This window comes from Pseudomonas sp. PA15(2017), from assembly GCF_001945395.1.
Classification (GTDB): domain Bacteria; phylum Pseudomonadota; class Gammaproteobacteria; order Pseudomonadales; family Pseudomonadaceae; genus Aquipseudomonas.
This window is the reverse complement of record NZ_MSXV01000043.1, coordinates 36,197-62,068: the sequence shown is the minus strand read 5'-3', so window position 1 is coordinate 62,068 and position 25,872 is coordinate 36,197. Positions and strand designations below refer to the sequence as shown.

At 63.8% G+C, this 25,872-nt stretch carries 24 protein-coding genes and 2 pseudogenes; 14 read left to right on the top strand and 12 right to left on the bottom strand.

The window, feature by feature from the left end:
* Positions 1–425: 425 nt before the first annotated feature.
* From BVH03_RS13795 to BVH03_RS13785, 3 genes are read left to right on the top strand one after another with little or no spacing between them, the layout of a single operon-like run.
* Entirely contained in the window at positions 426–1,085 is a 660-nt protein-coding gene (locus BVH03_RS13795) for a paraquat-inducible protein A (RefSeq protein WP_075961703.1), read from the top strand.
* On the top strand, positions 1,072–1,695 hold the full coding sequence (locus tag BVH03_RS13790; RefSeq protein ID WP_075961702.1) for a paraquat-inducible protein A: 624 nt from the start codon (positions 1,072–1,074) through the stop codon (positions 1,693–1,695). The genes BVH03_RS13795 and BVH03_RS13790 overlap by 14 nt, the downstream gene beginning before the upstream one ends.
* Positions 1,688–3,985 (top strand): PqiB family protein, encoded by a 2,298-nt coding sequence (locus BVH03_RS13785; RefSeq protein ID WP_075961701.1) that lies wholly within the window; start codon positions 1,688–1,690, stop codon positions 3,983–3,985. The genes BVH03_RS13790 and BVH03_RS13785 overlap by 8 nt, the downstream gene beginning before the upstream one ends.
* Before the next feature lie 94 nt (positions 3,986–4,079).
* On the opposite strand, the gene mksF is transcribed toward BVH03_RS13785, so the two are convergent.
* From mksF to mksB, 3 genes are all read right to left on the bottom strand, one after another.
* On the bottom strand, positions 4,080–6,914 hold the full coding sequence (gene mksF, locus BVH03_RS13780; protein ID WP_075961700.1) for an Mks condensin complex protein MksF: 2,835 nt from the start codon (positions 6,912–6,914) through the stop codon (positions 4,080–4,082).
* The gene (mksE, locus tag BVH03_RS13775; protein ID WP_075961699.1) at positions 6,911–7,606 is read right to left on the bottom strand and encodes an Mks condensin complex protein MksE; all 696 of its coding nucleotides are present in this window, start codon (positions 7,604–7,606) and stop codon (positions 6,911–6,913) included. Before mksE ends, mksF begins: the two co-directional genes overlap by 4 nt.
* A 111-nt stretch (positions 7,607–7,717) precedes the next feature.
* A complete protein-coding gene (gene mksB, locus BVH03_RS13770) occupies positions 7,718–8,962 on the bottom strand; it encodes an Mks condensin complex protein MksB (RefSeq protein ID WP_075961698.1) in 1,245 nt (414 codons plus the stop codon).
* Positions 8,963–9,217: 255 nt separating this feature from the next.
* Here mksB and BVH03_RS13765 point away from each other — a divergent pair, with 255 nt between their 5' ends.
* Together BVH03_RS13765 and BVH03_RS13760 are read left to right on the top strand one after the other, a co-directional pair.
* Positions 9,218–10,315 carry a carboxynorspermidine decarboxylase gene (locus tag BVH03_RS13765; protein WP_075961697.1) on the top strand — a complete coding sequence of 366 codons (1,098 nt, stop codon included), beginning with the start codon at positions 9,218–9,220 and terminating at the stop codon, positions 10,313–10,315.
* A 48-nt stretch (positions 10,316–10,363) separates the two neighbouring features.
* Positions 10,364–11,608, top strand: a complete 1,245-nt coding sequence (locus BVH03_RS13760; RefSeq protein ID WP_075961696.1) for a saccharopine dehydrogenase family protein — start codon at positions 10,364–10,366, stop codon at positions 11,606–11,608.
* Between the two features lie 74 nt (positions 11,609–11,682).
* Here the strand turns inward: BVH03_RS13760 and BVH03_RS13755 are convergent.
* Positions 11,683–12,144, bottom strand: a pseudogene (locus BVH03_RS13755) (methyl-accepting chemotaxis protein); the annotation flags it as partial.
* Between BVH03_RS13755 and BVH03_RS13750 the strand changes: the two are divergent.
* Positions 12,076–12,609: pseudogene (locus BVH03_RS13750) on the top strand (lactonase family protein); the annotation flags it as partial. The pseudogenes BVH03_RS13755 and BVH03_RS13750 overlap by 69 nt on opposite strands.
* Positions 12,610–12,678: 69 nt before the next feature.
* Here BVH03_RS13750 and BVH03_RS13745 read toward each other — a convergent pair.
* From BVH03_RS13745 to BVH03_RS13735, 3 genes are read right to left on the bottom strand one after another with little or no spacing between them, the layout of a single operon-like run.
* Complete coding sequence (locus tag BVH03_RS13745; protein WP_075961695.1) at positions 12,679–13,986, bottom strand: CitMHS family transporter; 1,308 nt, start codon at positions 13,984–13,986, stop codon at positions 12,679–12,681.
* Positions 13,987–14,041: 55 nt separating this feature from the next.
* Complete coding sequence (locus tag BVH03_RS13740) at positions 14,042–14,362, bottom strand: hypothetical protein (RefSeq protein ID WP_075961694.1); 321 nt, start codon at positions 14,360–14,362, stop codon at positions 14,042–14,044.
* Complete coding sequence (locus BVH03_RS13735; RefSeq protein WP_075961693.1) at positions 14,362–15,708, bottom strand: acyclic terpene utilization AtuA family protein; 1,347 nt, start codon at positions 15,706–15,708, stop codon at positions 14,362–14,364. Before BVH03_RS13735 ends, BVH03_RS13740 begins: the two co-directional genes overlap by 1 nt.
* A 108-nt stretch (positions 15,709–15,816) precedes the next feature.
* Between BVH03_RS13735 and BVH03_RS13730 the strand changes: the two genes are divergently transcribed.
* The 3 genes from BVH03_RS13730 (at position 15,817) to rimI (ending at position 18,047) form a co-directional block, all read left to right on the top strand.
* On the top strand, positions 15,817–16,710 hold the full coding sequence (locus tag BVH03_RS13730; RefSeq protein ID WP_075961692.1) for a LysR family transcriptional regulator: 894 nt from the start codon (positions 15,817–15,819) through the stop codon (positions 16,708–16,710).
* Positions 16,711–16,836: 126 nt separating this feature from the next.
* On the top strand, positions 16,837–17,598 hold the full coding sequence (locus BVH03_RS13725) for an energy transducer TonB (RefSeq protein ID WP_075961706.1): 762 nt from the start codon (positions 16,837–16,839) through the stop codon (positions 17,596–17,598).
* A complete protein-coding gene (rimI, locus tag BVH03_RS13720; RefSeq protein WP_013789993.1) occupies positions 17,595–18,047 on the top strand; it encodes a ribosomal protein S18-alanine N-acetyltransferase in 453 nt (150 codons plus the stop codon). Before BVH03_RS13725 ends, rimI begins: the two co-directional genes overlap by 4 nt.
* A 1-nt stretch (position 18,048) precedes the next feature.
* On the opposite strand, the gene BVH03_RS13715 is transcribed toward rimI, so the two are convergent.
* Positions 18,049–18,309, bottom strand: a complete 261-nt coding sequence (locus tag BVH03_RS13715; protein WP_143485961.1) for a hypothetical protein — start codon at positions 18,307–18,309, stop codon at positions 18,049–18,051.
* Positions 18,310–18,829: 520 nt separating this feature from the next.
* Here BVH03_RS13715 and can point away from each other — a divergent pair.
* Both can and BVH03_RS13705 read left to right on the top strand, forming a co-directional pair.
* A complete protein-coding gene (gene can, locus BVH03_RS13710) occupies positions 18,830–19,471 on the top strand; it encodes a carbonate dehydratase (protein WP_075961690.1) in 642 nt (213 codons plus the stop codon).
* Entirely contained in the window at positions 19,468–20,394 is a 927-nt protein-coding gene (locus BVH03_RS13705) for a DMT family transporter (protein WP_075961689.1), read from the top strand. The genes can and BVH03_RS13705 overlap by 4 nt, the downstream gene beginning before the upstream one ends.
* 57 nt (positions 20,395–20,451) lie before the next feature.
* Here the strand turns inward: BVH03_RS13705 and BVH03_RS13700 are convergent, their stop codons facing one another.
* A complete protein-coding gene (locus BVH03_RS13700; RefSeq protein ID WP_168175615.1) occupies positions 20,452–21,372 on the bottom strand; it encodes an ABC transporter substrate-binding protein in 921 nt (306 codons plus the stop codon).
* 410 nt (positions 21,373–21,782) lie between these two features.
* On the opposite strand from BVH03_RS13700, the gene BVH03_RS13695 reads away from it, so the two are divergent.
* Complete coding sequence (locus BVH03_RS13695; protein WP_371915356.1) at positions 21,783–22,484, top strand: hypothetical protein; 702 nt, start codon at positions 21,783–21,785, stop codon at positions 22,482–22,484.
* A 26-nt stretch (positions 22,485–22,510) separates the two neighbouring features.
* Here BVH03_RS13695 and BVH03_RS13690 read toward each other — a convergent pair whose 3' ends face one another.
* Entirely contained in the window at positions 22,511–22,852 is a 342-nt protein-coding gene (locus BVH03_RS13690) for a zinc ribbon domain-containing protein YjdM (RefSeq protein WP_075961687.1), read from the bottom strand.
* Positions 22,853–23,137: 285 nt separating this feature from the next.
* Here BVH03_RS13690 and BVH03_RS13685 point away from each other — a divergent pair, with 285 nt between their 5' ends.
* Positions 23,138–24,028, top strand: a complete 891-nt coding sequence (locus BVH03_RS13685; protein ID WP_075961686.1) for a YihY/virulence factor BrkB family protein — start codon at positions 23,138–23,140, stop codon at positions 24,026–24,028.
* Here the strand turns inward: BVH03_RS13685 and BVH03_RS13680 are convergent.
* Positions 24,021–24,497 carry an LEA type 2 family protein gene (locus tag BVH03_RS13680; protein ID WP_075961685.1) on the bottom strand — a complete coding sequence of 159 codons (477 nt, stop codon included), beginning with the start codon at positions 24,495–24,497 and terminating at the stop codon, positions 24,021–24,023. The genes BVH03_RS13685 and BVH03_RS13680 overlap by 8 nt on opposite strands.
* A gap of 57 nt (positions 24,498–24,554) precedes the next feature.
* Positions 24,555–25,400 (bottom strand): DMT family transporter, encoded by an 846-nt coding sequence (locus BVH03_RS13675; RefSeq protein WP_075961684.1) that lies wholly within the window; start codon positions 25,398–25,400, stop codon positions 24,555–24,557.
* A gap of 280 nt (positions 25,401–25,680) precedes the next feature.
* Between BVH03_RS13675 and BVH03_RS13670 the strand changes: the two genes are divergently transcribed.
* Positions 25,681–25,872: leucine zipper domain-containing protein (locus BVH03_RS13670; protein WP_143485964.1), on the top strand; the 192-nt coding region annotated here is incomplete at its 3' end.

Here is a 25,872-nt window from a genome sequence, read left to right as displayed (position 1 = left end):
AACCCCAGATCTCGACAGAGGTCTGGGGTTTCGTCTTTTCGGGCGGCGAAAATCAGCGGCTCAACGTTCGGCGGCGCCCACCGGGCACACATATGCCACACCCTGACCTGGGTATCGCTTCGCTCAACCGCAGGCTACGGAAGTGAGTTTGTGGGGGAAGGGGGGAGCGGCTTCCACCCTAGGGTGCGTATAGAACTCTCGTAGCCTGGGTTAGCCGCAGGCGTAACCCGGGGAGCGCACGGCGAGAATGGGCCGCTCAACTATCTGCTGCTCATATACGACATCGCGGAATAAATGGCGGTATCAGAGCAGAGCGGTTGGCGACGCAATACTCGGGTAATGTTTGTCGCCCAGATAATCGGTATAACTGTGGGTTGCTTTCAGGGTCTCATTTAGAATGGTCGGTATTTTCGAGAACTCCCCCCATGCCCGAGTCGGCCGCTCAACAGTCATTAGCTGAAGTACCTCTGACGGAGCTGGTCGCCTGCCACGAATGCGATCTGCTGATGCGTCGGCCGGAGATAGCCGATGGCGAGCGCGTCGAGTGCCCGCGTTGTGGCTATGAACTCTACAGTCATCGTCCTCAGGTGATACGCCGTAGCCTGGCCTTGGTGCTTGCGGCGCTGCTTCTGTACATCCCCGCCAACTTTCAGCCGATCATGCAGATGACCATGCTTGGACAGACGTCCCATGACACGGTGTGGAGCGGCGTGCTGGGGCTGTATGACGCCGGTATGCAAAGCATCGCCTTGGTGGTGTTTCTGTGCAGCATGGCGGTGCCGTTGCTCAAGCTGCTTTGTCAGTTGCTGGTGCTGTTGAGCATCTGCCTGAAGGTTGGCCGGGGTTATGGGTTTCTGCTGTACCGCATTTATCACCATATGCGCGAGTGGGGCATGCTCGAGGTTTATCTGATCGGCATTCTGGTTTCCATCGTCAAGCTGGCGGATATCGCTGAGTTATCCGTCGGCTTTGGACTGTTCTGTTTCATTGCGCTGTTGTTGGTGCAGGTGTGGCTGGAGGTGACCATGTCACCCCACCAGATCTGGGAAGCACTGGCCGGGGAGGACGCCCATGCGCGCCATTGATGCTGGCCTGATCATCTGCCATGAATGCCACCAGCTCAATCCTCACCAGCCTGAGCTGGAGCGACAGTTCTGCTCGCGTTGCGGCGGTCGTATACACGAGCGTCGCCCCAACAGCCTGGTACGTACCTGGGCGCTGCTCATCACAGCGGCGATTCTCTATATTCCCGCGAACGTGCTGCCGATCATGACAGTCAATTCCTTCGGCAAGGGAGCACCGGACACCATCATGTCCGGCGTCATTACGCTGGTCGACAACGGTATGCTGCCGATCGCCATCGTGGTGTTCGTCGCTAGCATTCTGGTGCCGACCTTCAAGCTGGTCGGCATCGGTCTTCTGCTGTATTCGGTGCAGCGCCATCAGCCGATGTCGGCCCGGCAGCGCATCTTGATGTACCGCTTCATCGAATGGATCGGGCGCTGGTCCATGCTGGATATCTTCGTCATCGCTATTCTCGTGGCGGTGGTGCGGTTCGGCAGCCTGGCCAGCGTCGAACCGGGTGTGGGAGCGGTGGCTTTCGCCAGCGTGGTGATCCTGACCATGCTGGCAGCACTGACCTTCGACCCACGGTTGATTTGGGATAACACGGAATCGGATGACGACCATGAATGATCTGCCCACCGCCAGGACGCGTCCGGCCTCCAACTGGTCTGCGATATGGGTATTGCCACTGATTGCGCTGCTGATCGGCGGCTGGCTGGCCTGGCGTGCCTACAGCGAAGCCGGCATCGAGATCCAGGTGGTCTTCGCCAGCGGTGAAGGTATCGAGGCCGGCAAGACCGAAGTGGTCTTCAAGGGCATGTCGGTCGGCAAGGTCACCAGCCTGACGCTGGACAAGAGCGACAAGCAGCGCGGCGTCATCGCCACGCTGGAGATGAACAAGGACATCGAGCATCAACTGCGTAAGGGGACTCGTTTCTGGCTGGTCAAACCCAGCGTGAGCCTGGCCGGTATCACGGGGCTGGAGACGCTGGTATCCGGTAATTACATTGCCTTCAGCCCCGGCGCTGGCGAGCCGGCTTACGATTTCAAGGCCCTGGCCCAGGCGCCACCGCTGTCCGACGAACAGCCCGGCTTGCACCTGACCCTCAAGGCCGAACGACTGGGGTCGCTGAACCGTGACAGCCCAGTGTTCTTCAAGCAGATCCAGGTGGGGCGTGTGAAGGACTACAAGCTCGCCGACGATCAGGCTTCGGTGGAAGTGAAGGTATTCATCGAGCCCGCCTATGCTCATCTGGTGCGCAAGCACACGCGCTTCTGGAACGCCAGCGGCATCAGTGTCGACGCGGATTTCTCCGGGGTGAAAGTGCGTAGCGAGTCCCTGGCCAGCATCGTGGCCGGTGGTATCGCTTTCGCCACGCCGGAGCACCGCAAGGACAGCCCGCCGACCGATCCCAGTAAACCGTTCCGCCTCTATGAAGACTTCGACGCCGCCCAGGCCGGTATCAAGGCAATGGTCAAACTCACCGATTTCGAGGGCCTGCAGGCCGGGCGCACGCCGGTCATGTACAAGGGCATTCAGGCCGGTCTGTTGAAGAATCTCAAGGTCGACCCGGATCTGAAGAGCGCCACCGCCGAGCTGGCCATGGATCCGCTGGCCGAAGACTATCTGGTTGAAGGCAGCCAGTTCTGGGTGGTCAAACCGTCGATTTCCCTGGCCGGCATCACCGGGCTGGAGGCGCTGGTCAAGGGTAACTACATCGCCATTCGCCCGGGCGAGCTGGGCGGGCCACCACGTCGTGATTTCGTCGCCCGCGCCAAGGCGCCGCCGCTGGATCTTGGTGCTGAAGGTCTGCACCTGGTGCTGTTCAGTGACACGCTCGGTTCGGTGGATGTCGGCAGCCCGATTCTCTACCGGCAGATGAAGGTCGGCTCGGTGCAGAGCTTCCAGCTTTCCCGCGACAACAAACAGGTGGTTTTAGGTGTGCATATCGAGCCCGAGTATGCCGGGTTGGTGAACCGCACCACGCGCTTCTGGAATGTCAGTGGCATCACCCTCAAGGGCGGGTTGTCCGGCATCGAGGTCAAGAGCGAGTCGCTGCAGACCCTGATGTCCGGCGGCATCGCTTTCGAGACCGATGACCTCAAGGCGCCCGCCGATGCCAAGCGTGTGCTGCGCTTCGATCTCCATGCCGATCGCGAGGCCTCATTGAAGAGCGGTGATGCGCTGAGCATTCGGGTGGAGCGTGGCGACGGGCTCTCGCCTGGCACCGAGATTCGTTACAAGGGCCTGCAGATCGGCAAGATCGAGCGGGTCGAGCTGACTGGCGACCTGCAGGCGGTGATGCTGCATGGCCGCATCACTACCGCTGCGCAGCAGGTGCTGCGCCCCGGTTCGCGCTTTTGGGTGGTCAAGCCCGAGATCGGCCTGACCGGCGCCTCCAATCTGGATACCCTGATTGGCGGGCAGTACATCGAAGTGCAGCCGTCGAACCAGGGCAGCGGTCGACAGACCGATTTCGTGGCGCTCAAGCAGGCGCCCGAGCAGGTGGTCGAAGAGCCAGGCTTGCGGCTTGTGCTCAGCGCTCCGCGGCGTGGCTCGTTGAAAGCCGACTCACCCGTCACCTACCGCGAAATACAGGTCGGCAAGGTCACGGGGTACGAGCTGGGCGCCACCGCCGACCGCGTGCTGATCCACATCCTGATCGAGCCTCGCTATGCCGGGTTGGTACATACGGGTAGCCGCTTCTGGAACAGCTCCGGGTTCGGTGTCGATTTCGGTTTGTTCAAGGGCGTGCAGGTGCGGACCGAGTCGGTGGAGACGCTGGTCGCCGGCGGCGTGGCCTTCGCCACGCCTGATCCGACCGGCAATGCGGCACGACCCGGGCAGACCTTCGCGCTGTTCGATGAGCCGCAGCCGGAGTGGTTGCAGTGGGCGCCTAAAATCGCCTTGCCCAAGTGATGAAGACAACCGGGCGCTAGCTCATAAGCTTTCCAATGCAGTGAAACGAAAAGGCCCGCGTACTCCGCGGGCCTTTTACGTTACAGGGACAGGATCACGCCGGTTCGGCCGCATCCTGTTCACTGCTGGCAGGCGTTGCAGCCTGCTCGCGGCGCTTGATGTACTTCCAGTCCGCTTCGTCGATGTAGATGCCGTTCGGGCCGCTGCCGCCTTCCAGGTCGATGGCCACGGTGGCCGAGACCTGGGGTTTCACCGAGGCGAGGATCGGTACGAAGCCGAGCTGCAGGCTGGTTTCGATCAGCGCCTGCTGGTTGCGCTCGTCGATGTCCGCCGCCTCGTCGAGGTAGTAGGGCAGGCGTACCCGGCCGGCCAGGTCGCGGTCCATCAGGTGCAGCAGCAGGTACATGTTGGTCAGCGCCTTGATGGTCATCGTGGTGCCGTTGGAGGCGGCGCCATCGATGTCGGTGTGGATCACCGGCTGGCCGTGCACCTTGGTGATCTCGAAGGCCAGCTCGAACAGATCCTTGAGGCCCAACTGGTTGCCGTTGGCGGCGACCAGGCGCGACAGGTAGTCCTTGGCTTCTTCGTTCTTGGCGTCCTGCTCGGCGTTCTGGGTCAGGTCGAACACCGACAGGGTTTCGCCTTCCTCGTACTGGCCGGCGCTGTGGATGATCTGGTCGATATGCCGCAGGGCTTCCTTGTTCGGTGCCAGCACGATGCGGAAACTCTGCAGGTTGGAGACCTGGCGCTTGTTGATCTCGCGGTTGAACAGCGCCAACTGGTGCTCGAGGTTGTCGTAGTCGCTGCGGATGTTGCGCAGGGTACGGGCAATGTCGGTGACCGCTGCGCGGCGCGCCTTGGCGAGCGTCAGGGCTTCGTCCTGACGGTGCGCGTAGGCGTTGACCAGCAGTTGCAAGCGGCGCTCCATGTCGTCTTCGCTGTCGAACTTGGCGACGCCCTTCAGGCGCACCTGGGCGTACAGCGCCTCGATCTGCCCGTCTACGCGCTGCAGGCCCTGCCAGGTGTCCTGGTAGTCGTTGAGCAGCGGCAGCAGGTTGTCCAGGGAGTCGTCGACCGGCTCCATGTACGGCGTACCGAACGGCAGGTCGGCGGGCAGCAGCTGGCGACGGCGCAGGGCATCTTCGAGGGTGCGCTCCTTGGCCTCCAGGTCGGCGATCTGCCGGCCGACCAGTTGCAGCTTGGCTGACAGTTGCTGGACGCGTTCGGTGAAGGCGTCACTGGCGCGCTTGAGCTCATCCTGGGCGGCTTCCAGCTGGGCGAGTTTCTCCAGCTTCTGCGGCTCCTCGGCGGCCAGGGTCTGGCTCTTGCGGAAGTCTTCCAGGGCCTTCTGGGCATCCAGTACCGCCTGGTACAGCTGCTCGGCCTGGGCCTTGCTGGCGGCGCGGTCGGCGGCGACCGATTGCTGGGTCTTGAGCTGCTTTAGCTCGCGGTCGAGACGATCCTTCTGGTCGCGCAGGGCGGCGCGGTCGGCCAGGGCCTGCAGGGCCGGTGGCTCGATGTGGGACAGGTCGATATCCAGGCCGGGCACCTGGAAGCGCTCGCCCTTGAAGCCGTCGAGGATGGCTTCCAGGGATTTCACCCACAGGTCGCCGTCGTCGAGCTGGATACCTTTCTCGCCTAGCGGCAGGCTGAACAGCTGGCCGTTGAACAGGCGCATGAGGCGATCGACATCGGCCTGGGAGAACTCTTCGCGCAGGCGCGAGTAGCTGTTGTTGTCGGCGTGGTCGAGCTGCTGCTTGACCGACTTGAGGCGTTTTTCCAGATCGCGCAGGCGTTCGTCAAGGTCTTCGCTGGAGAACTGACGGGACTGCGCCAGGGCGCCGGCCAGCTCGTCGTGAGCGTCCTTGGCGGCCAGCAGCTGGGCTTCCAGTACCTTGACGTCGTCGACCAGGGCAAAACGGTTCTTCAGTACCGCCAGCTCGCCCAGCCAGCGCTGGATCTCGCTGATCTCGCGCTCCATGCGCATCAGTTCCTGAGTGCCGCCGCGTTGATCGTTCTGCAGGCTGTCCTGCTCGTTACGATAATGCTCGGCCTGGATGACCAGCTCTTCCTTGCGGGCATCAGCGTAGTCGTGCCAGGTGCCCAGCAGGTTGTCGAGCAGTGGCGAGAGGCGATGCAGCTTGCCGCGCAACTGTTCGCGCTGGGTGACGCCGGACGCCAGGGCTTCGATCAACGGGCCGGCGGTGACCAGCGCCTGGTAGTCCTGTTCCATGCGGCGCACGTCGCGGAAGGCTTCCTCGGTGGCGGCGATGTAATCGACGCTGCCCGAACGCAGGCTGTGCTCGAAGGCATCGAGGAACAACTGCTTGAGCTTCGCCGCGGTGATCTCGCGCATGTGCAGGAGGTTGATGAACAGGGCGCGGAAGGTCTTCAGGCTCTGCTCGCTGGTCGAGCGCAGCGGGATCAGGGTCAGGTCCAGCGGAATGCTGGTGTGGCCGCCGACCAGCAGGCGACGCAGTTCGTCGGGCTTGAGTTCGTAGGCGGTGATGCCGGCCTGGCCGAGGTTCTTGAACAGCTCGCGTTGGCGCAGGCAGGTGCCGTTGTGCTGGTAGTGATCCAGGTCCAGCTCGCCCTGGTAGGCGAAGAACTGGTGGCCGAAACCGCCGCCCGGGCCGCGGCCGGCCACGCCGATCACATGAGGTCCGTGGGGCAGGGCGACTTCGACGAGGATGTAGCTGGTGTCGGTGGCGAAGTAGAACTTGCGCGACTGCTCCAGGCTGTACTTGCCGAAGCTCATGTCAGACATCCGCGCCAGGATCGGGAACTGCAGCGCGTTGATCGACGCCGATTTGCCGAGGTTGTTGGCGCCGTACACCGACAGCGGGTTTTCCAGCGGGAACAGGCCAAGGCTGTAACCGGCGGTGTTGAGCAGGGCGAAGCGGCGGATGCCGTAGCGTTCCTGGGTCATGCGTCTTGCTCCTGTGCGGCGCGCTCTTCGGCCATGGCGCGGGCCATGGCGTCTTCTTCGGATTCTTCTGCAGCGTCGTCGAGGGTGATGATCGGGTCGCCACTGTCGTCGTCGATCAATACCGGTGCCGGCAGCGGCAGATCGGTGCTGCGCAGGCTGGCGGCCAGGTCGCGATCGTGCTGCACTGCCAGGCACACGTCGAGGAAGCGGTGCATCGGCGGCAGGAAACGGTACACGCCGTTACTGTCCTCGGCGAAGCCAAGCTGGGTCAGGCGGCGGATGACCTTGTCTTCGAGCTCTTCATGGGTAGTGACTTCGGCCTGCAGGAACAGGTCGCGGTACTTGTCGAGCAGTGCCGGCAGCTCGTCGCGGCCGATGGTGCCGCCGTCGAGCACGGAGAGTGGGTCACGACCCTGGTCGGCCAGATGCTCGACCAGGATGAAGGTGAACAGCGCCAGACGCTGGGCGGTCTTGTTGACCTGGGGCGCGGCCTGCTCGGGTACGAAATAGTAGAAACCCCGCGGGTCGCAGACCAGCTCGAAGCCGAGGGCGCGAAACAGCGCGCGATACTGATCCTGCATGCTGGACAGCTGGGCGTAGCACTCCGGCTCGCTACGCGAGATGTGATAGCCCTTGAACAGGTCGCGGAACGCGGCCGCGAGCTGGGTCATTTCTTTCAGGTCGATATTCATGTGCGGTGCTCATGGGCAGTCGTATCGGGGACCACGGCAATCGGGGTTCCTGACGAGAGTTCGAGGTGTCCATTGGTGGGCAAGCAAAGGGTTGCCCACCCTACGAGGGATTCAGGCACTGGGGCGGCCCACCAGGGCATAGGAGCTGATGCTGATCTCATGCTCGCGGGTCAGGTAGGTCTGGCGCTCCAGGCGGTCACGCTGGAAGCGCGACTCGCGTGACAGGCGCGAGAACCAGTACAGCAGCTCGTCGGTGGCGCCTTCGGGCTCCTGCTCCAGCAGCCAGGTCATCAGATCCGGTAGCGGCAGCGACTGCTCGCAACGGTCGATCATCTCCCGGGCAGTTTTCGGCGCACGCGGGTTGTCACCCTTGCGCTTGCCGGTGGCTTTCGGGAAGTGGTTGGGCTTGGCCTCGAAACGCGCCAGGGCATAGACGTAGGCCTCGACCTGGGAGGCGCTGCCCAGGAAGTTGCTCTGCGGCCGGGTGAACAGCGGCATGGCGGCCTGCGGCACGGCGTCGATGCCTTTCTTGCGGATCACCGACAGGGCCAGCGCTGCACCACGGGTCACGGCGTTGTGCCGGCGCGCTTCTTCGCGCAGCGGCAGCAGCAATTCACGGGCCTTGCGCAGGGTCAGCTGGGCGTGGGTTTGCATTTCCAGGATGCGTGCGTGGGTGCGCAGCAGCAGGTCGTCGTCGACCAGTTGGCCCAGGCGCTGCTGTTCGCCGAGCAGCTTGAGCAGCACCTGCTCGACGCGGCGCACGCCTTGCTCGAAGGCGCCGTCGGCGGCGACCAGCTGGATCATCGGTTCGACGTATTCGTCCCAGGTGGCCAGCACTTCGGCGTAACGCTGACGCAGGGGAATCTGCCGGTCGCTGGTCTTGGCCCGCTCGGCCACGCCGATCAGCGCCTGTTCGTCGTTGCCCAGCTTCTTGAGGACGTCGCGTACACGCATGTCGAGCAGGCGCAACTGGCGAGCCAGGTCGTTGCCGTCGCGCACTTCGAAGGCGTCCTGGATGTAGCCGGCCAGGCGCTCGAGGTGGCGCAGGTAGGCTTCGATCTCCAGGCACAGGCCGAGGCGGTGCTCGCGGCGCAGGTACGACAGGAAGTCGTGGATCTGCGCATTGAGCTCGAAACGGTTGGGGCTCTTGGCCACCGGCACCAGGATGTCCAGGCGGATCCACTGGTCGAGCAGGGCGGTGACATCCACCGCCGTGCTTTGCGGCGGTAACTGGGCGGTCAGCTGGTTGCGCAGCTCCACCAGGCTCAGGGTGCCGGCATCGAAGCGTTCACCGAGCGGTTCGAGCAGGGCCCAGTGCTCGGCGAGTGCGCGCAATACGCGTTTGGGGTCGATCATCGCGGGACGGTCGCTCGCTTGCGAAAAACGCCGATTGTACGGGAAACAGACCCGCCCCTGCATTGTCACGCAGGCGTCATCCGCGCGCGGCATGCTCGGCGGCAGTCGGGCCGGGTAATGCGTCGAAATGCCCCGATATGGACAAAATATGCCCAACGGCCTTTCGATCTGTGGCCGTTGTCGGCACAATTCGCGTCCGCTTTTTTCAGGAGGCTGGCGGGCTCCTGTTGGCCGACCTTTATTACGGACTGCGCAATGATCAAAACGCCGTACTACCTCATCGACAAACAGAAGCTGTTGGGCAACATGGAGAAGATCGCCTACGTGCGCGAACACTCCGGTGCCAAGGCGCTGCTGGCTCTCAAATGCTTCGCTACCTGGTCGGTCTTCGACCTGATGCAGCAGTACATGGACGGCACCACCTCCAGCTCGCTGTACGAGCTCAAGCTCGGCCGCCAGAAGTTCGAAGGCGAAACCCACGCCTACAGCGTGGCCTGGGCCGACGACGAGATCGAGGAGATGCTCGCCAACTGCGACAAGATCATCTTCAACTCCATCGGCCAGCTCGAGCGCTTTGCCGAGCAGTCCGCAGGCAAGGTACGCGGCTTGCGCGTCAACCCGCAGGTCAGCAGCTCGGATTACCTGCTGGCCGACCCAGCGCGCCCGTTCAGCCGCCTGGGCGAGTGGGACCCGGCAAAGATCGAAGCGGTGATCGGGCAGATCTCCGGTTTCATGTTTCACAACAACTGCGAGAACGGCGACTTCGGTCTGTTCGACAAGATGTTGAGCCATATCGAAGAGCGCTTCGGCCACCTGCTGCACAAGGTCGAGTGGGTCAGCCTCGGTGGCGGCATCCATTTCACCGGTGAAGGCTACGCGCTGGACGCCTTCTGCGCGCGTTTGAAGAGTTTCTCCGAGAAATACGGTGTGCAGGTCTACCTGGAACCGGGCGAAGCAGCGATCACCGGCAGCGCTTCGCTGGAAGTCACCGTGCTCGACACCCTCTACAACGGCAAGCACCTGGCCGTGGTGGACAGCTCCATCGAAGCGCACATGCTCGACCTGCTGATCTACCGCCTCAATGCCAAGCTGGCGCCCAGCGAGGGTGAACACACCTATATGGTGTGCGGCAAATCCTGTCTGGCCGGCGATATCTTCGGCGAATACCCGTTCGAGAAGCCGCTGCAGATCGGCGACCGCCTGTCGTTCGTCGACGCAGCCGGTTACACCATGGTCAAGAAGAACTGGTTCAACGGCCTGAAGATGCCCGCCATCGTGGTCAAGCAGCTCGATGGCAGCGTCGAGGTGGTTCGTGAATTCGGCTTCGACGATTACCTGTCGAGCCTGTCGTAATACCGCAGCACCTTTCTCAACGAGCGCAGTACCCTGGAGGTGAAACAATTGAAGAAGAACGTCCTTATCATTGGTGCAGGAGGTGTCGCCAAGGTGGTGGCCCACAAGTGCGCGCAGCACAACGACGAACTCGGTCGTATTGCCATCGCGTCACGGAACATCTCCAAATGCCAGGCCATCATCGACAGCGTCAAGGCCAAGGGTAGCCTCAAGGTACCCGCCGACATCCAGGCCTTCTCGCTCAATGCACTGGATATCGAGGCGACCAAGGCGCTGATCCGCGAAACCGAATCGCAAATCGTCATCAACGTCGGTTCCGCCTTCCTCAACATGTCGGTGCTGCGTGCCTGCATCGATACCGGCGTGGCCTACCTGGACACCGCCATTCACGAAGAACCGGGCAAGATCTGCGAAACCCCGCCCTGGTATGGCAACTACGAGTGGAAACACCTCGTGGAATGCCAGCAGAAGAACATCACCGCCATTCTCGGTGTCGGTTTCGACCCGGGTGTGGTCAACGCCTATGCGGCCCTGGCCCAGCAACAGCATTTCGACAAGATCGAGTCGATCGACATCCTCGACGTCAATGCCGGCAGCCACGGCAAATATTTCGCGACCAATTTCGATCCGGAAATCAATTTCCGCGAGTTCACCGGTACCGTCTACAGCTGGCAGAACGCCCAGTGGACGAGCAACAGCATGTTCGAGGTCAAGCGCACCGACGACCTGCCGGTTGTGGGTTCGCAGAACCTGTACCTGACCGGCCACGACGAAGTGCACTCGATCTCCAAGAACCTGGACGTGCCCAACGTGCGTTTCTGGATGAGCTTCGGCGAGCACTACATCAACGTGTTTACCGTGCTGAACAGCCTCGGCCTGCTCAGCGAGCAACCGGTGAAAACCGCCGAAGGCCTGGAAGTCGTGCCGCTGAAAGTGGTCAAGGCCGTGCTGCCGGATCCGTCATCGCTGGCGCCGGGCTATACCGGCAAGACCTGCATCGGCGACCTGGTCAAGGGCACCAAGGATGGCAAGGCCCGCGAAGTGTTCATCTACAATGTGGCCGATCACGAAGATGCCTTCGCCGAGACCGACAGCCAGGGCATCTCCTACACCGCCGGCGTACCGCCGGTAGCCGCTGCACTGCTGGTGGCCCGTGGCGAGTGGGATACGGCACGTATGGTCAACGTCGAAGAACTGCCGGCCGAGCCGTTCCTCAAGCTGCTCGACGTGATGGGCCTGCCCACGCGCATCAAGGACGAGCATGGTGATCGTCCCTGGGATCAGTCGTTGTAAGGCTGGCCTGCGCGGCTTCACCATGGAAAAAAGGATCGCCGAGGCGATCCTTTTTTCATTTCCGGGCGCTGCGTTCAAACGCTGAAACGACCCACCAGGCGACTGAGGTCGGCTGCCAGGCGTGACAGCTCGTGGCTCGAGGCGCTGGTCTGATGGGCACCGGTGGCTGACTGCACCGACAGATCGCGAATGTTCACCAGGTTGCGGTCCACCTCGCGAGCCACCTGGGCCTGTTCTTCCGCCGCGCTGGCGATCACCAGGTTGCGGTCGTACATCTCGCCGATTGCGCTGGTGATCTCGTTCAAGGCATCGCCCGCGCTCTGAGCCAGCTCGCGGGTATCGCGCGCCTGGCGAGTACTGGCCTGCATGGAGGTCAGCGCCTGGCTGGCACCAGTGCGCATGCCGGAGACCATCTGCTCGATTTCCTGGGTCGAGTTCTGCGTGCGGTGCGCCAAGGCCCGTACCTCGTCGGCCACCACGGCGAAGCCGCGCCCGGATTCACCGGCCCGCGCCGCTTCGATGGCAGCATTGAGCGCACGGTCACCGGTTATGCCATCGATGGGCAGACCGGTGCACTCAAGCAGGTGAGCGAGGCCAGCGGCATTCCCGCATCACTCGGGCTGGCCCATGGTGAGGCGCGCAGCGCCGCCAACAATGACCTGAAGGACGACCCGACGCCGCGCATCTGGGCCGCCGATATTCGCCTGTCGCCCGACGGTTCGCTGCTTTATATCACCGAGCGTACCACCAGTTCGGCGTCGGCCTTCAAGGTCGATACGAAGGACGGCAGCCTGAAGTTCCTTGGCAATTACCCGGTTCAGGAAAAGCAGCCGCGCAACATCGCCTTCTTCCCCAACGGCAAGTGGCTACTGGTGACCGGCGAGAAAAGCCAGACCATCGGCAGCTACCGGATTGGTGACGAGGGCAGCCTCGAGCGAGTGAGCGAGGCGAAGTCCGGCGATGGGGCATTGTGGATCGAGATCCTCCCGATCAAACCCTGAGCGCGACGCCTGGCCACGCGAAAAAAGATCGCCTCGGCGATCTTTTTTCGTTTCACGCCACGGGTGCGGTCAGACCGTCACCACGCCCAGCACCACTGCCGAGGCCAGCATGATCAAGCTGATACCCCAGGCCCACAGCACGGTGTAGCGGATGTGCTTGTACAGCTCGACGCCGGCCAGACCGATAGCCAGGTACACGCTGGGCACCACCGGGCTGACGCCGAAGCCAGTGTTTTCGCCGATCAGCATGGCGCTGGCCACCGACGCCGGATCGACCCCGGCGGCTACCGCCACGTCGCGAATTACCGGCAGCAGAGCGAAATAGTAGGCGTCCGGTGAGAACAGCATGCCCAGCGGTACACCGAAAGCACCGATGATCACGTGAATCCAGTTGGCCGAGCCCTCGGGCAGCACGTTGATCATCCAGTGCGCCATGCCGTCGGACATTCCCGCGCCGGCCAGCACACCGAGCAGAATGCCGGCGGCGAGCATCACCAGAGCCATCTGCATGGCGTCCGTGGCGTGGGCACGCAGCGCCTTGTTCTGGTCGTCCAGGCTCGGGTAGTTGAGCAGCAGGGCGATGCCCAGGCCGACCATGAAACAAGCGAACAGCGGGAAGGCACCGGTGAACAGGCAGGCGAGAATGCCGGCAGTCAGTGCCAGGTTGGCCCAGTAGCGCCAGTTGCTGGTGGGCAGCATTTGCGAGGTGTCGACCTGCGGTTCGTCGCTTACCTCGCTCTCGGTGATCACCCCACCGGCGGCTGCGAAGCTGCGTTGTGCGCGCAGGCCGAGAAATACCGCCAGGGCCATGACTAGCACCAGACCGATGCCCTGAATCGGGATCAGTGAAATCCACAACTGTGAGGCATCCAGCCCGGACACCGCAGCGGCTCGCGTGGTGGTACCGCCCCAGGGCACCATGTTCATCACCCCGGCGCTGAGCACCACCAGGCACAGCAGCATCTGCCGGCTCATGCCCAGGCGCAGGTACAGCGGCAGCAGGGCGGGAATCACCAGCAGAAAAGTCGCGGCGCCGATACCATCCAGGTGGGTGACCGCCGTCACCGCCACGGTGACGATGGCCACGGCGAGCGGACGGCCCTTGGTGCTTTTGAGCAGGAAGCGCACCAGCGGGTCGAACAACCCGCGGTCACGCATGATGCCGAAGTAGAGGATGGCGAAGATGAACAGGGTGGCGGTCGGCGCCACGGTCTTCAGACCGTCGGTTATGAATTTGCCGATTTCCGCGGGGGCGAAACCGGCCAGCAGGCAGGCGATGACCGGCAAGGTGACGAAGGCTACCAGCGGGGTGATGCGGCGCATCAGAATCAGGATGACGATGGCGAACATCAGGGTGAAGCCGAGGGCGGTGATCATGACGATCTCTCCGGTTTTATTATTGTCTGGAGTCGCAGGGCTGACGTGATCGAGTTCAGGCGGGGGCGGGCAGCCTCAAGTCGAGCAGCGCATAGCTGAGGCTCTTGCCGTGGCGATCGATGCCGGGGCTGGCATTCACACCGCCTTCCAGGGCGTTTTCCACCACGAAGTTGAAGCCGCCCAGGTTCGGCAGCTCGAAGCGTCGCACCGTGCCGATGCGGCGGTGGGCCAGGCAGGCCGCCACGCGCTCGGCCGTCAGCTCGCGGGCCAGCCAGGCATAGTGCGCCGGCTCGTAGGCGAACACCGCCACGCTGAGAATGTTGCCCTTGTCGCCCGCGCGTGCGTGTGCGTAGTCGCAAAGCAGAACGTCGTTCATCAGAACCACTCCACCTGTTGCTGCACCGCGGTGCGAGGGACCAGGAAGCTCGCCGTACCGATGGATTCGGCCAGGTGCCGGCGCACACCGCCACCACCCGCCGGGCCATTGGTATAGAGCGACTCGGCGTCGAGCAGCAGGTTTTCCAGCAGGGCCTTGTCACGGTCGACGAAGCTGATGCGCAGGCGTACGTCCTGCGCATCCGGCGTGCTGGCCAGGAGCCGTTGCAGCCACTCGCCGCGTGCATCGTTGAACAGGCTGGCGACGCCGATCAGATCGATCCACGGCGTCAGGTGCGGCGCCAGGCGCGCGCAGCGCTGCAGCAGCACGTCACGGGCGAGTGCGGCGCGGGCCAGGGCGCCGGGGCCTGCATAGGAAATTTCTGCCTCGGCGAACCACTTGCCGCGCAGGCCGACCAGGCCCTTGAGCTCGGCGGGGCGTGGATGGCCGCGGATGCCTTCGACTTCGACGAGGTCGGGGCCGACCTGGCGAACGCGAGCCTGGCTCAAGTCCAGGGTCACGTCCGGCGTCAGGTAGGCGGCCGGGTCGTGCACTTCGTAGAGCAGCTGTTCCTTGACCGTGCGCTCGGTGACGCAGCCGCCGGTGCCAGCGGCTTTGCCGATGGTCACGCGGCCGTTGGATTCGATGCTGGCGATCGGGCAGCCGACATTGGCCAGATCCGGCACATCCTTGAGGCCCGGGTGGGCAAAGTAGCCGCCGCTGACCTGGGTGCAGCATTCGAGCAGGTGGCCCACTGCGGTGGCCAGGGCGATGCGATCCCAGTCCTCGGCCTGCCAGCCGAAGGCATGGCGCAAGGGGCCGACCGCCAGGCTTGGGTCAGCGACGCGGCCGCAGAGCACGATATCGGCGCCTTCATCAAGCGCCTGAACGATGCCATCGGCGCCGGTGTAGACGTTGACCGACACCACCTCGCCTTCGAGCGCGTCGGGCAGCCAGCTTTGCAGGCTGTCGCGCCCCTCGAGCAAGTCGTCACCGAGTACGCAGGCAATTCGCGTGGAGGCGAAACACCCGCCCTGCAGTTGCTGGCGCAAGCGCCGAGCCGCGGCGCCGGGGTTGGCCGCGCCGCCATTGGTGATGATCGGGATGCCGGCATCCAGGCAGGTCTCCAGCACCGGTTCGAGGAAGTCGAACAGCCGCGTGGCGTGGCCGCTGTCAGGGTTGGCCAGGCGGCGCAGCTGCGCTTCGGCCAGGGTGCGTTCGGCGAGCAGTTCGAAGAACAGGAAGCGGCGGCCGTCGCGTGCGGCCAGGTCGCTCGCCAACGCCAGGGCGGCATCGGGCCGGTCATTGGCGAAGCCTGCCCCGCAACCGATATGGACTGTTGTCATCGTTATGATCCAGGTCGAGGTCTGCTGGGAGCGTGCCGTGCCTGCATTTAGTTGTGAATTCGAAATGTGATATGAATTGATAAAACAATTTTATAAAAGTGTTCGCCCATGGATATCAGCTTCCGCCAGCTTCAGGCCTTCGTCCTTATTGCCGAGCAACGCAGTTTCAGCCGTGCTGCCGAGCAGGTGCACCTGTCCCAGCCGGCGCTGAGCTACAGCCTGCGCAAGCTGGAAGAGGCGTTGGGGCTGTCGCTGTTCGCGCGCAACACCCGTAGCGTGGAACTGACCGAAGCCGGCGTGCGCTTTCTCGAGCAGGCTCGGCGTCTGCTGCGTGACATGCACCACGCGGTGCACGACGCCCATGAGCAGTTGCATCTGCAAAGTGGTTCGCTGCGCATCGGCGTGCTGCCGTCGGTGGCCATCGAGCCGTTGCCGCGGGTGCTGGTCGACTACCGACAGCGTTATCCGGGCATCGAGATCAGCCTGCGCGATGGCCGCGCCGGAGAGATACGTCAGTGGGTCAGCAACGCCGCGGTGGACTTCGCCATCACTTCGGTGGCCGATGAGCCGGGCATGCTGGATTTCCAGCCGCTCTACGACGACAGCCTGGTGCTGCTGGTGCGCGGCCTGAGTGGTTTGCGCGGCAAGAAGCTGCTGTCGGCGCTGCAGTCGCTCGATTACGTGGCCACCACCCGCGACACCAGCCTGCGCACCATGGCCGATGAGACCCTGGCACGCATGGGCTTGCTGCGCGAGCCGGCATTCGAGGTCGCCTACATGAGCAGCGCCGCCGCACTGGCACGGGCGGGGCTGGGTTATGCGTTGCTACCGGCCAGCGTGGCGGACACCTTCAACGGCGATGGCAGCCTGTCCGTGCATCCGTTGCCGATGGCGCCGGCCCGTGGCATTGGCGTGCTGCAACGCAAACCCTGCTACCTGAGCCCGCCCGCCCAGGCCTTCATCAGCCTGCTCAAACAGCAGGCCGAAGCCAGTGGCCTGTAGCCACGGCTGACGTTTGGGGCTACCCGTAGCAGGCGATTCACGCGACAATCAGCGCCCTCGAAAATCGATGTGCCAGGTACCTGACGTTTGAACACCGAGCTGCGCCGCCGCGCCTATCTGGATGCCATGCAAGTGGCCAGTTGGCTGCCGCGCGTCGAACTGCCATTCGCCGCGCCATCGCGCCCCGAGTTGCTGGTCGCTTTCGAGCCGGAACCGGAAGTGGTAGCGCCGCCACCGGCGCACGCCAAACAGCCCGTACAGGCCGTGGCGCCAGTGGTCAGCGAGGTGGTAGCGCGTGAGCGACCGCGCATCGAAGTGCCCAAGCCCGGTACCGCGAGCAAGGCCAGCGAGCCTGCCGCCGAAGAGGCCAGTGCCGCGCCGACACCGCGCGAAAGGCCAACGCCACCGCCGCGTTTCGCCCTGCAATTGCTGCGTGCCGGCAACTGCGCGCTGCTGGTCGAGTTGCCCACCGGCGAGCCGTTCCAGAGCCGCGACCCGGCTTACCTGCTGCTCAAGGATCTGCTGCGCGCCGCCGGCCTGCCGGATGCCCCGCAGATCATCGGCGAGCCGGTGCGCTGGCCGCTGCTGGTGCGCGGCAATATGGATCAGGGGCCGCAGGCCGCGCTGGATTTCGTGCAGAGCTTCATCGGCGCCCGCCTGGAAGAGCAGGAGCCCTGCGCCTGCCTGTGGCTGATCGGCCTGCCGGCCATTCGTTTCGCCGGTGACGCCGATGCCGAGGCCTATAACCGCGAGTTGCAGGTTGAGGCGCTAGGGTTCGCCTGGGCGCTGCCGGGCCTGGAGTTACTGATGGATGAACCGCAGCGCAAGCGCGAACTCTGGCACGCCATGCAGCACGTTCGCCGGCGCTGGCTGGAGGCCTCAGCATGAGTGACGCGATCAGCTTCCGCCGGGCCACCGAAGCGGATATCGATGCGGTACTGAAGATCGAGTACGCCGCCTTCAGCCATCCGTGGACGCGCGGCATCTTTCTCGACAGCCTGAAATCCTACGAAGTCTGGCTGATGTTCGAAGGCAGCCAGCAGGTCGGCCATGGCGTGATCAACGTGATCATCGACGAGGCGCACCTGCTCAACATCACCGTCAAGCCGGAGAGCCAGGGCCGCGGCCTGGGCTTGCGTCTGCTCGAACATCTGATGGCCCGCGCCGCCGAGCTCAAGGCCGGCGAGTGCTTTCTGGAGGTGCGCTCGAGCAATCAGGCGGCCTATCGTCTGTACGAGCGTTACGGCTTCAACGAGATCGGCCGCAGGCGCGATTACTACCCTGCGCCGGGCGGCCGCGAAGACGCGCTGGTGATGGCCTGCACGCTGGTGGAATGAGTTAGCGGCGCGCCCAGCGCCGTTCACGGCGTTCTTCCTCGACCTGGCTCAGGTCGTATTTGTCGAGAAACTCGTGAGACCGCCCATCGCCTTCGGGCTCATCCGCTTGTATCGGCTTACCGGGCGGCCTAGCGGTTTTCTGCGCAGCGGCCTGGCCCGGTTTGCGCGGTACCAACGGCTCCACCACATCGCGCAGAATGGGCGGCTCCGCCGGTTGTTCGGTGGCCGGTTGGCGGCTGGCAGGCGGCGTCTTGTCGGTCATGACGAACTCCAGATCGTTCATTGGCTCTAGGGTCTGTTCCCGTTTCACGCACGGCCGCGCCGGAGCCAGTTTTTGTGCGAGGCAAGGGCCGCGCCCGCTCCAGGCGGGCTTGCGGCATTTCCCACATCCATGTGGGGCACACAGATGCGAAGTTTGGCGGGCCAAATGAGCCATCGAGTAACGCCGCATCGCACAAAAACTGGCCCGGCCCTTCGGGTGGGGCCGCCTAGGTTGCGCGGGAAATGGCCTCCGCTGTCGTTGCAGGACTTGGCAAGGGAGAACGCGGACGGCTAGTCCATTCCCTGCGTCCTGCGCCTAACCGGAGGCCATTTCTCGCGGCAATGCGGCTCGCGCTGAAACGGGAACAGACCCTAGCCAATGGACGCCCTCGGGCCCTGAAAGATTCAGCATTTCGGCCTTCAACCCTCTGATTCACGGGGCATTCGAGGTGCGAATCGCCTTGTCAAAAAGGCCAGTGCATCCGTATGGTGCGCATCGACCTTTCTCGGGAGCCGCCGCCGTGAGCGATCTCAAGCACCTGTTCGACAACAATGAACGCTGGGCCGAAAGCATCACCCAGAACGACCCGGACTTCTTTCCGCGCCTGGCTCGCCAGCAGACGCCCGAGTACCTGTGGATCGGCTGCTCGGATGCTCGCGTGCCAGCCAACGACATCGTCGGCCTGCTGCCTGGCGAGCTGTTCGTGCACCGCAATGTGGCCAACGTGGTGCTGCACACCGACCTCAACTGCCTGTCGGTGATCCAGTACGCAGTCGACGTGCTCAAGGTCAAGCACATCCTGGTCACCGGCCACTATGGCTGCGGTGGCGTGCGTGCGGCCATGCACAATGCGCAATTCGGCCTGATCGATGGTTGGCTGCGTAACATCCGCGACCTCTACTATGAACAGCACGCGCAACTGGCCATGCTGGAAGACGAGGAGGCGCGTGTTGATCGCCTGTGCGAACTGAACGTGATGAAGCAGGTGGGCAACGTCAGCCGCACCAGTATCGTCCAGAACGCCTGGCACCGCGGCCAGCAACTGGCGGTGCACGGCTGCATCTATGGCCTCAAGGATGGTCGCTGGAAGGATCTCGACGTCACCGTCAGCGCTGCCGATCAATTGCCCGAGCAGTATCGTCTGCGCCCACCGCAGACATGAGTGTGGGTAAACCTTCACGTCAGCTGGCGATCGCCGGTGTACTGATAGCGGTGTTGTGCTGGGCGGGTAACGCCCTGGTGGCCCGTGCTTTCGCTGGTGAAATTCCACCGTTCGCCCTGGCGTTCTGGCGCTGGAGCCTGGCACTGGTGCTGGTGTTGCCCTTCGTGGCACTGCCGCTGTGGCGCCATCGGGCGGCGCTGCGCCATGCCGGTTGGCGCCTGCTGGTGATCGCCGCATTCGGTATCGCCGGCTACAACACCTTTCTGTACAGCGCGGCGCAAACCACGGCGGCGATCAACATCACCCTGGTCAACACCTGCATCCCGTTGATGACGTTCATCTTCGCCGGTCTGCTACTCGGTGACTGGCCGGCGCGGCGCGCCTGGTGGGGCATGGCGTTGGCGGTGTGCGGGCTGCTGGTGTTGATCTGCCGGGGTGACTGGCAGACGCTGGCAGGCATGGCGTTCAACCATGGCGACCTGATCATGCTGCTGGCGGTGCTCGACTGGGCGCTCTATACCGTGCTGCTCAGGCGCTGGTCAGCGTACCTGTCGCCAATCCCGCCGCTGGCACTGTTGGGCATCTTCATGCTCCTGGGCATGCCGATGATCCTGCCGTTGTACCTCTACGAGCTGTTCACTGGCGCGCAGCTGCTGGCCACGCCGGCCAATCTTTCGGCCATCGCCTACACGGCAGTGTTCGCTTCGCTGGTCGCCTACCTGGGCTGGAACAATGGCGTGAAGGTGCTGGGCGCCTCCACCGCGGCGATGGGCAATTACCTGATGCCGGTGTTCACCGCGATCCTGGGTTGGGTTCTGCTCGGCGAGGCACTGCAGCTGTTCCATTGGTTCGGCGGGGCGATGATCTTCGCCGGGCTGCTGCTGGCTACCCTGCCGAAGCGCTCGCAGCGGACGACTGCCTGAAACACCCCCGGGCGCGACCTGCCATGAGCTGAAAACGCCCTCTTGCGAGGGCGTTTTTTATCGGCGATAGGCTGCCAGCACCTGATCGATCTGCAGGTCGACGCTCTGCAAGCCGCCGCCGGACAGATACCACAGCGCGGGATCGAGGTAGACCACCCGTTTGGCCTGTGCCGCCGGCGTACGCGCCAGTGGCGAGTTGGCCAGGGTGGCGACATCCAGCGGCGTGGCGCCAATGGCTGCGCTGCGGTCGATGATGAAGATCACGTCAGGCCGGGCCGCGGCGATGGCATCGGCGTCCAGCGGCTGCGGCCGCTGGCGAGGTGCGCCTACGGGCTGAGGCGTCGGCGCGGGCAGGGCGCGTGGCGCCTGCAGCAGGGAATAGATCAGGGCCTGTTCGGTCGGCGCGAAGCGGCCGTCGTTGTGGGTCAGCACCAGGGTGCGTTGCTTCGAGGCGGCGACTTGCTGCCGGGCCTGGTCGGCCTTGCCTTGCAGCGCGGTCAGCGCCTGCTGCGCCTCAGCCGGCTTGCCGACCAGTTGGCCGAGCAACCTGGCGTTGTGGGCGATGCTGGCGAAGTAGTCGTCGCCGCCAATGCCCATGTCCAGCGTTGGAGCCAGGGCCTGCAAGGCCTGGCGGCTTTCGCCCTGGCGGCCGGTGATCAGGATCAGATCCGGTTTCAGTGCCGCGATAGCGTCGATGTCCGGCGTTTTCATGTTGCCGGCGTCCTGGGTCTGACCGGCTTTTTCTGCCAGGTACGGCGGTACGTTGCCGGGTACGGCCAGCACCCGCTCGCCGGCGCCCAGGGCGATCAGGCTGTCATAGCTGCCGTAATCGAAGCTGACGATTCGCTGGGGATCGCGAGCGACTTCGACCTGCTGGCCCGCCTGGTTGATGCTGAGGGTGGCGGAAGATTGTCGGGCGTCATGGCTACAGCCAGCCAGTGCCAACGCCAGAAGAGAAAACAATGCGGCCTTGTTCACCTGATCGAGCTCCTTGGTTGTTCGGTTCGCAGCCGAATGCCGCAATCCTGAGGGCCAGGGAACATAGCATTCGAAGCTGATCGAGAAGCTTTCTCAACGGGTAAAGTTTGCAAATGCCCGGGTGCTGCCGGGCCTGCACCTGCATTTCCTCGGGCAATGTAGGGCTAATTTGCCCCGCTCGGAAAACTTTACGGGATGCGCGGGGGTCTATGCCGTTGGCTGGCGTTGGCAACATGTTGCCAACGCTGTAACGGGCATGAAGGCGATTCAGTTGCTAGTGTTATGCCATCTACCGAAGGAAGGGTCGTGAGTAAATGGATTACTCCCACGTCTCTCTAACTCGTGAAACGGCGCTCTCGCGCAGGCTGACGGCCGGGTATCCGTCGTTTCGTGGTGCCTGCTGGCGGGCCATGATGTTGGTGTTGCTGGTGACCAGCCTGAGTGGCTGCATACGCAATCAGGCCAACGGCGCCTTTACCAGCAACAGTGCCGCGGCCAGCCCCAGCGAACTGTTCCAGACCCATTCCGATCGACTGGCCACCATCGGCATGCGCAACAACCTCAACAGCCTCTATCGCCTGATGGACAAGCTCTACCAGCGCAACCCGCGGGAGTGGCGCAAGACCGGGCTGGGCAGCCGCGAGGTGGCGGCGCAGTCGGTGCAGCAGGCCATCGAGCAAGGCCGACCGCCGCCGGCACTGGCTGGCCGGCAGGACATCGTGGCGCTCAGCTATGCACTGAGCCCCGAGTTCCAGAGCGACCGGGTCGGCGCCTTCATTTACGCCATCGGCAGCATGGTGGTCACCGCCCACGGCGGGCGGACCCAGTTCTATCTCACCGACTCCATCGACGCGCAGTTCGTGCACAACGCCGCGCGCAACATCGAGAAGGCCACCTGGCTGCTGGCCACGCGGCGCGACGCCCAGGGCAAGCCGTTGCTGCTCTCCAATGAGCTGTCCGGTGACGCACGCAACCTGAGCTTCGCCGTGGAATTCAGCAAGATCGTCGCCCGCCTGGATTATTTGAGCGACGTGCTCGACGAGCGCTACCGGCGTATCGGCGTGAATTACGCCCACAGCCTGCTATTTCTGAACTTCCTGCCGGTGCAGTAGGCGCCCATCGCCAGGGCGCGACCGATTCAGACCTTTCTGACGAATTCCGATTTCAGCTTCATCGCGCCTATGCCATCGATCTTGCAGTCGATATCGTGATCGCCGTCGACCAGGCGAATACCCTTGACCTTGGTGCCGACCTTGACCACCAGCGAGGAGCCCTTGACCTTGAGGTCCTTGATCACCGTGATGGTGTCACCGTCCTGCAGCACGTTGCCGACCGAGTCCTTGATCACCTTGGCGTCATCGCCCGTCGCCTCGTTGTCGGTGGCCGACCATTCGTGGGCGCATTCCGGGCACACCAGTTGGGTGCCGTCTTCGTAGGTGTATTCGGAGTTGCAGGCGGGGCAGGGTGGCAGCGTGCTCACGGGGTATCCTTCTGAGACCGTGGAGAAAAGGCCGCAGATTATATAGGGTTTTACACGTTGCTGGGGATCGGCGTCAGGCGGTACTGATTCGCCTCTGTCGCGTTGCAGCAAGGGCCAGGTGGATCGAGACTGTTGCCGGTTGTGCAGACGAGCGCGGATAACCCGAACTCATCGCGGCTTCGCTGTCTCCAAGCGAGAGTGGTGGTTCGGCCCGTGCCGAGCGCTGCATCTGCCGATGAGTCCTGGGTCGCCGTTGAGCGGCCCGCCATAGCCAGTGGAGGCGCTATGTTTTTTCCCCAGTTGCCGGGTGTCAGTCTGTTCCAGGTGATGAAGAAGACGGTCACCGACTTCATTGACGACGAGTTGCCCACCTATGCCTCGGCCCTGGCCTTCCAGATGTTCTTTTCGCTGTTTCCCTTTCTGCTGTTTCTGGTCGCGCTGATCAGCCTGCTCGACATGCAGCCGTTCTTCGACTGGCTGCGTCAGCAGGCCGAACTGCTGCTGCCGCTGTCCACGGTCGAATTGGTCAACCCGGTCATCGACCAGTTGCAGACCCAGAAAGCCGGGCTGTTCTCGATCGGTATCGTGGTAGCGCTGTGGACGGCCTCGTCAGCGGTGCGCTCGACCATGGACGCGATGAACAAGGCCTATGGCGTTAAAGAGGGGCGCAAGCCGTGGAAGCGCATCCCGCTGTCGCTGCTGTACACCATCGGGATCGCGGCGGCGCTGCTGACTGCCGCCGCACTGATGGTGCTCGGCCCGCAGGTGATGAACTGGCTGGCGCATCAGCTTGGCATCGAGCAGATCGTGGTTACCTTGTGGAACTTGCTGCGCCTGCCGGTGGCGGTGTTCCTGCTGATGATCGTGGTGGCAGTGGTGTACTACGTGGCGCCTGATGTGGAGCAACGCTTCCGCTTCATCACGCCGGGCTCGGTACTGGCGGTGGTGGTGTGGATCGCCGCCTCGGTGGGCTTCGCCTATTACGCGCAGAACTTCGCCAATTACAATGCCACCTACGGCAGCATTGGCGCGATCATCATCTTCCTCCTGTACCTGCACATTTCCTGTGCGGTGCTGTTGTTCGGCGCCGAGCTCAACGCGGTCATCGAGCATTATTCGAACGAAGGAAAGGAGCCGGGCGAGAAGGAAGTGTTGCCGGAAAACGAGCCTACCTGACGGGCGACGGCTCAGGCGGCCAGGTCAGCTGGCCGCTGTCGCTGAAGCGGCGGGTACCGTACAGGCCGTCGGCGAGCTTGCCGCGCAGTTGGTAAGGCAGGCTCTGGCCCGGTTGATGAGCGCTGGCGCCCCAGGCCTGGCGCAGCACCGAATAGGCGGAGATGGTCACCGGCACCCTGATCACCGTCTCCCCAAAGCGCGGCACCTGACCGCGCTGGTCGCTGACGCCGCGCGCCAGCGGTTGGTCGTTGATGTCCAGGGCGAGCGATACGCCATTGAAGTCGATGGCACTTTCATTGGGATTCTGCACCCGCAACTTCACGGCGAAACGCGCCTCCAGCCCTTCCGACGGCAGCGGCTCCAGCCCGACCAGGTCGATATGCAGCGGATCGCGCGGTGCCCAGGATGCACAGCCGGCCAGCGCGGCAATCAGCAGCAGGGCACTCAGGTGGGGCAGTGTCGGGCGCATGGCAATTCTCCGGCAACGTTGATCGTGCAGTTGAGACCGCAGCCGGGGGCGATCGGCTCAGGCCGTCGCGCGTTGTCTGGCTGCCAGCACCAAGGCGATGCCACCCAATACGGCCAGCGAACTCAACCCCAGACGCAGGCTCAGCGCCTCCCCCAGCAACAGCCCGCCAGCCAGTGCGGTGATGATCGGCACGCTCAGTTGCACGGTAGCGGCCTGGATGGCTTTCAGGTCGATGATGGCCATGTACCAGATGGCGTAGCCAAGCCCGGAGGCCAGGGCACCGGACGCCAGGGCGTAGAGCACACCGCTTAGGTCCCAGTTCGTGGCGTGCAGCAGCGCAAGGCTGAGCAGTGCAGTCAGGGGCAGGCTGCGTACGAAGTTGCCGGTGGTGGCCGCCAGTGCATCGCTGGCGCTGCGCCCCAGCAATGAATAGGCGCCCCAGGCGATGCCCGCGATCAGCATCATCAGCGAGCCGGGCAGGGGCGGGGCGCTGGCGCCGGGAAGCAGCAGGGCCAGCAGGCCAGCGAAAGCCAGCAGCAGGCCGGCCAGGCTCACAGGCCCCGGCCGCTCGCCCTGGCGCCACCCCCAGAGCACCATGCTGATCTGCACGGCACCGAACAGCAGCAGCGCGCCAACGCCTGCATCGAGGCTCACGTAGGCGAATGAAAACGCTGCGGCGTAGACGAACAGCGCTGTCGCCCCACGCCAGCTTCCGGCCATCGCGGCCGGGCGGCGGCACATGCGTAGCAACAGGGTCAGCATCACGGCGCCGCTGGCCAGGCGTAGGCTGGTGAACGTGGCGGGGTCGATCTCGGTGGTGTTCAGGGCCAGGCGGCAGAGCAGCGAGTTGCCGGCGAACGCCAGCATGGCGGCAGTGGTGAGAAGCAGGGTGCGGGCAGGCATGGCCATCCTCTCGTGCAGGTCTGGCGGCGGGGATCTTGTTTTTGGACGTCTGAACGGATCTAAGCATGGCCGCTGCACGCGCGGCCATGGGCACAAGGTCTAGGAGCCTGCTCACGATCTTTGTGCGCATGAGGCGGTAACTGCAAGGCAGAAACGGACATCAGCGCAGTATCCGTGGGAGCGGGGGGGACGCCTGGTTGTGATCTCTCAGTAGGTTGTTCATCCGGGGCGTTCCCGGAATTCTGGAAGCGCGACCAACACAGCCTTCCAGGAGCCCCGGATGAACTTGCATAAACATGCCCGTCTTACCCCTCGAGGTCGAGCCCTTCTCGTGCAGCGCATGCTCGATGGATTACGTGTCGAAGATGCAGCACAAGCCGCAGGAATCAGTGTCCGCACCGCCTACAAATGGCTCAGGCGCTTTCGTGAGGAGGGCGAGGCCGGCCTGATGGATCGCCGTCACGTCCGCATC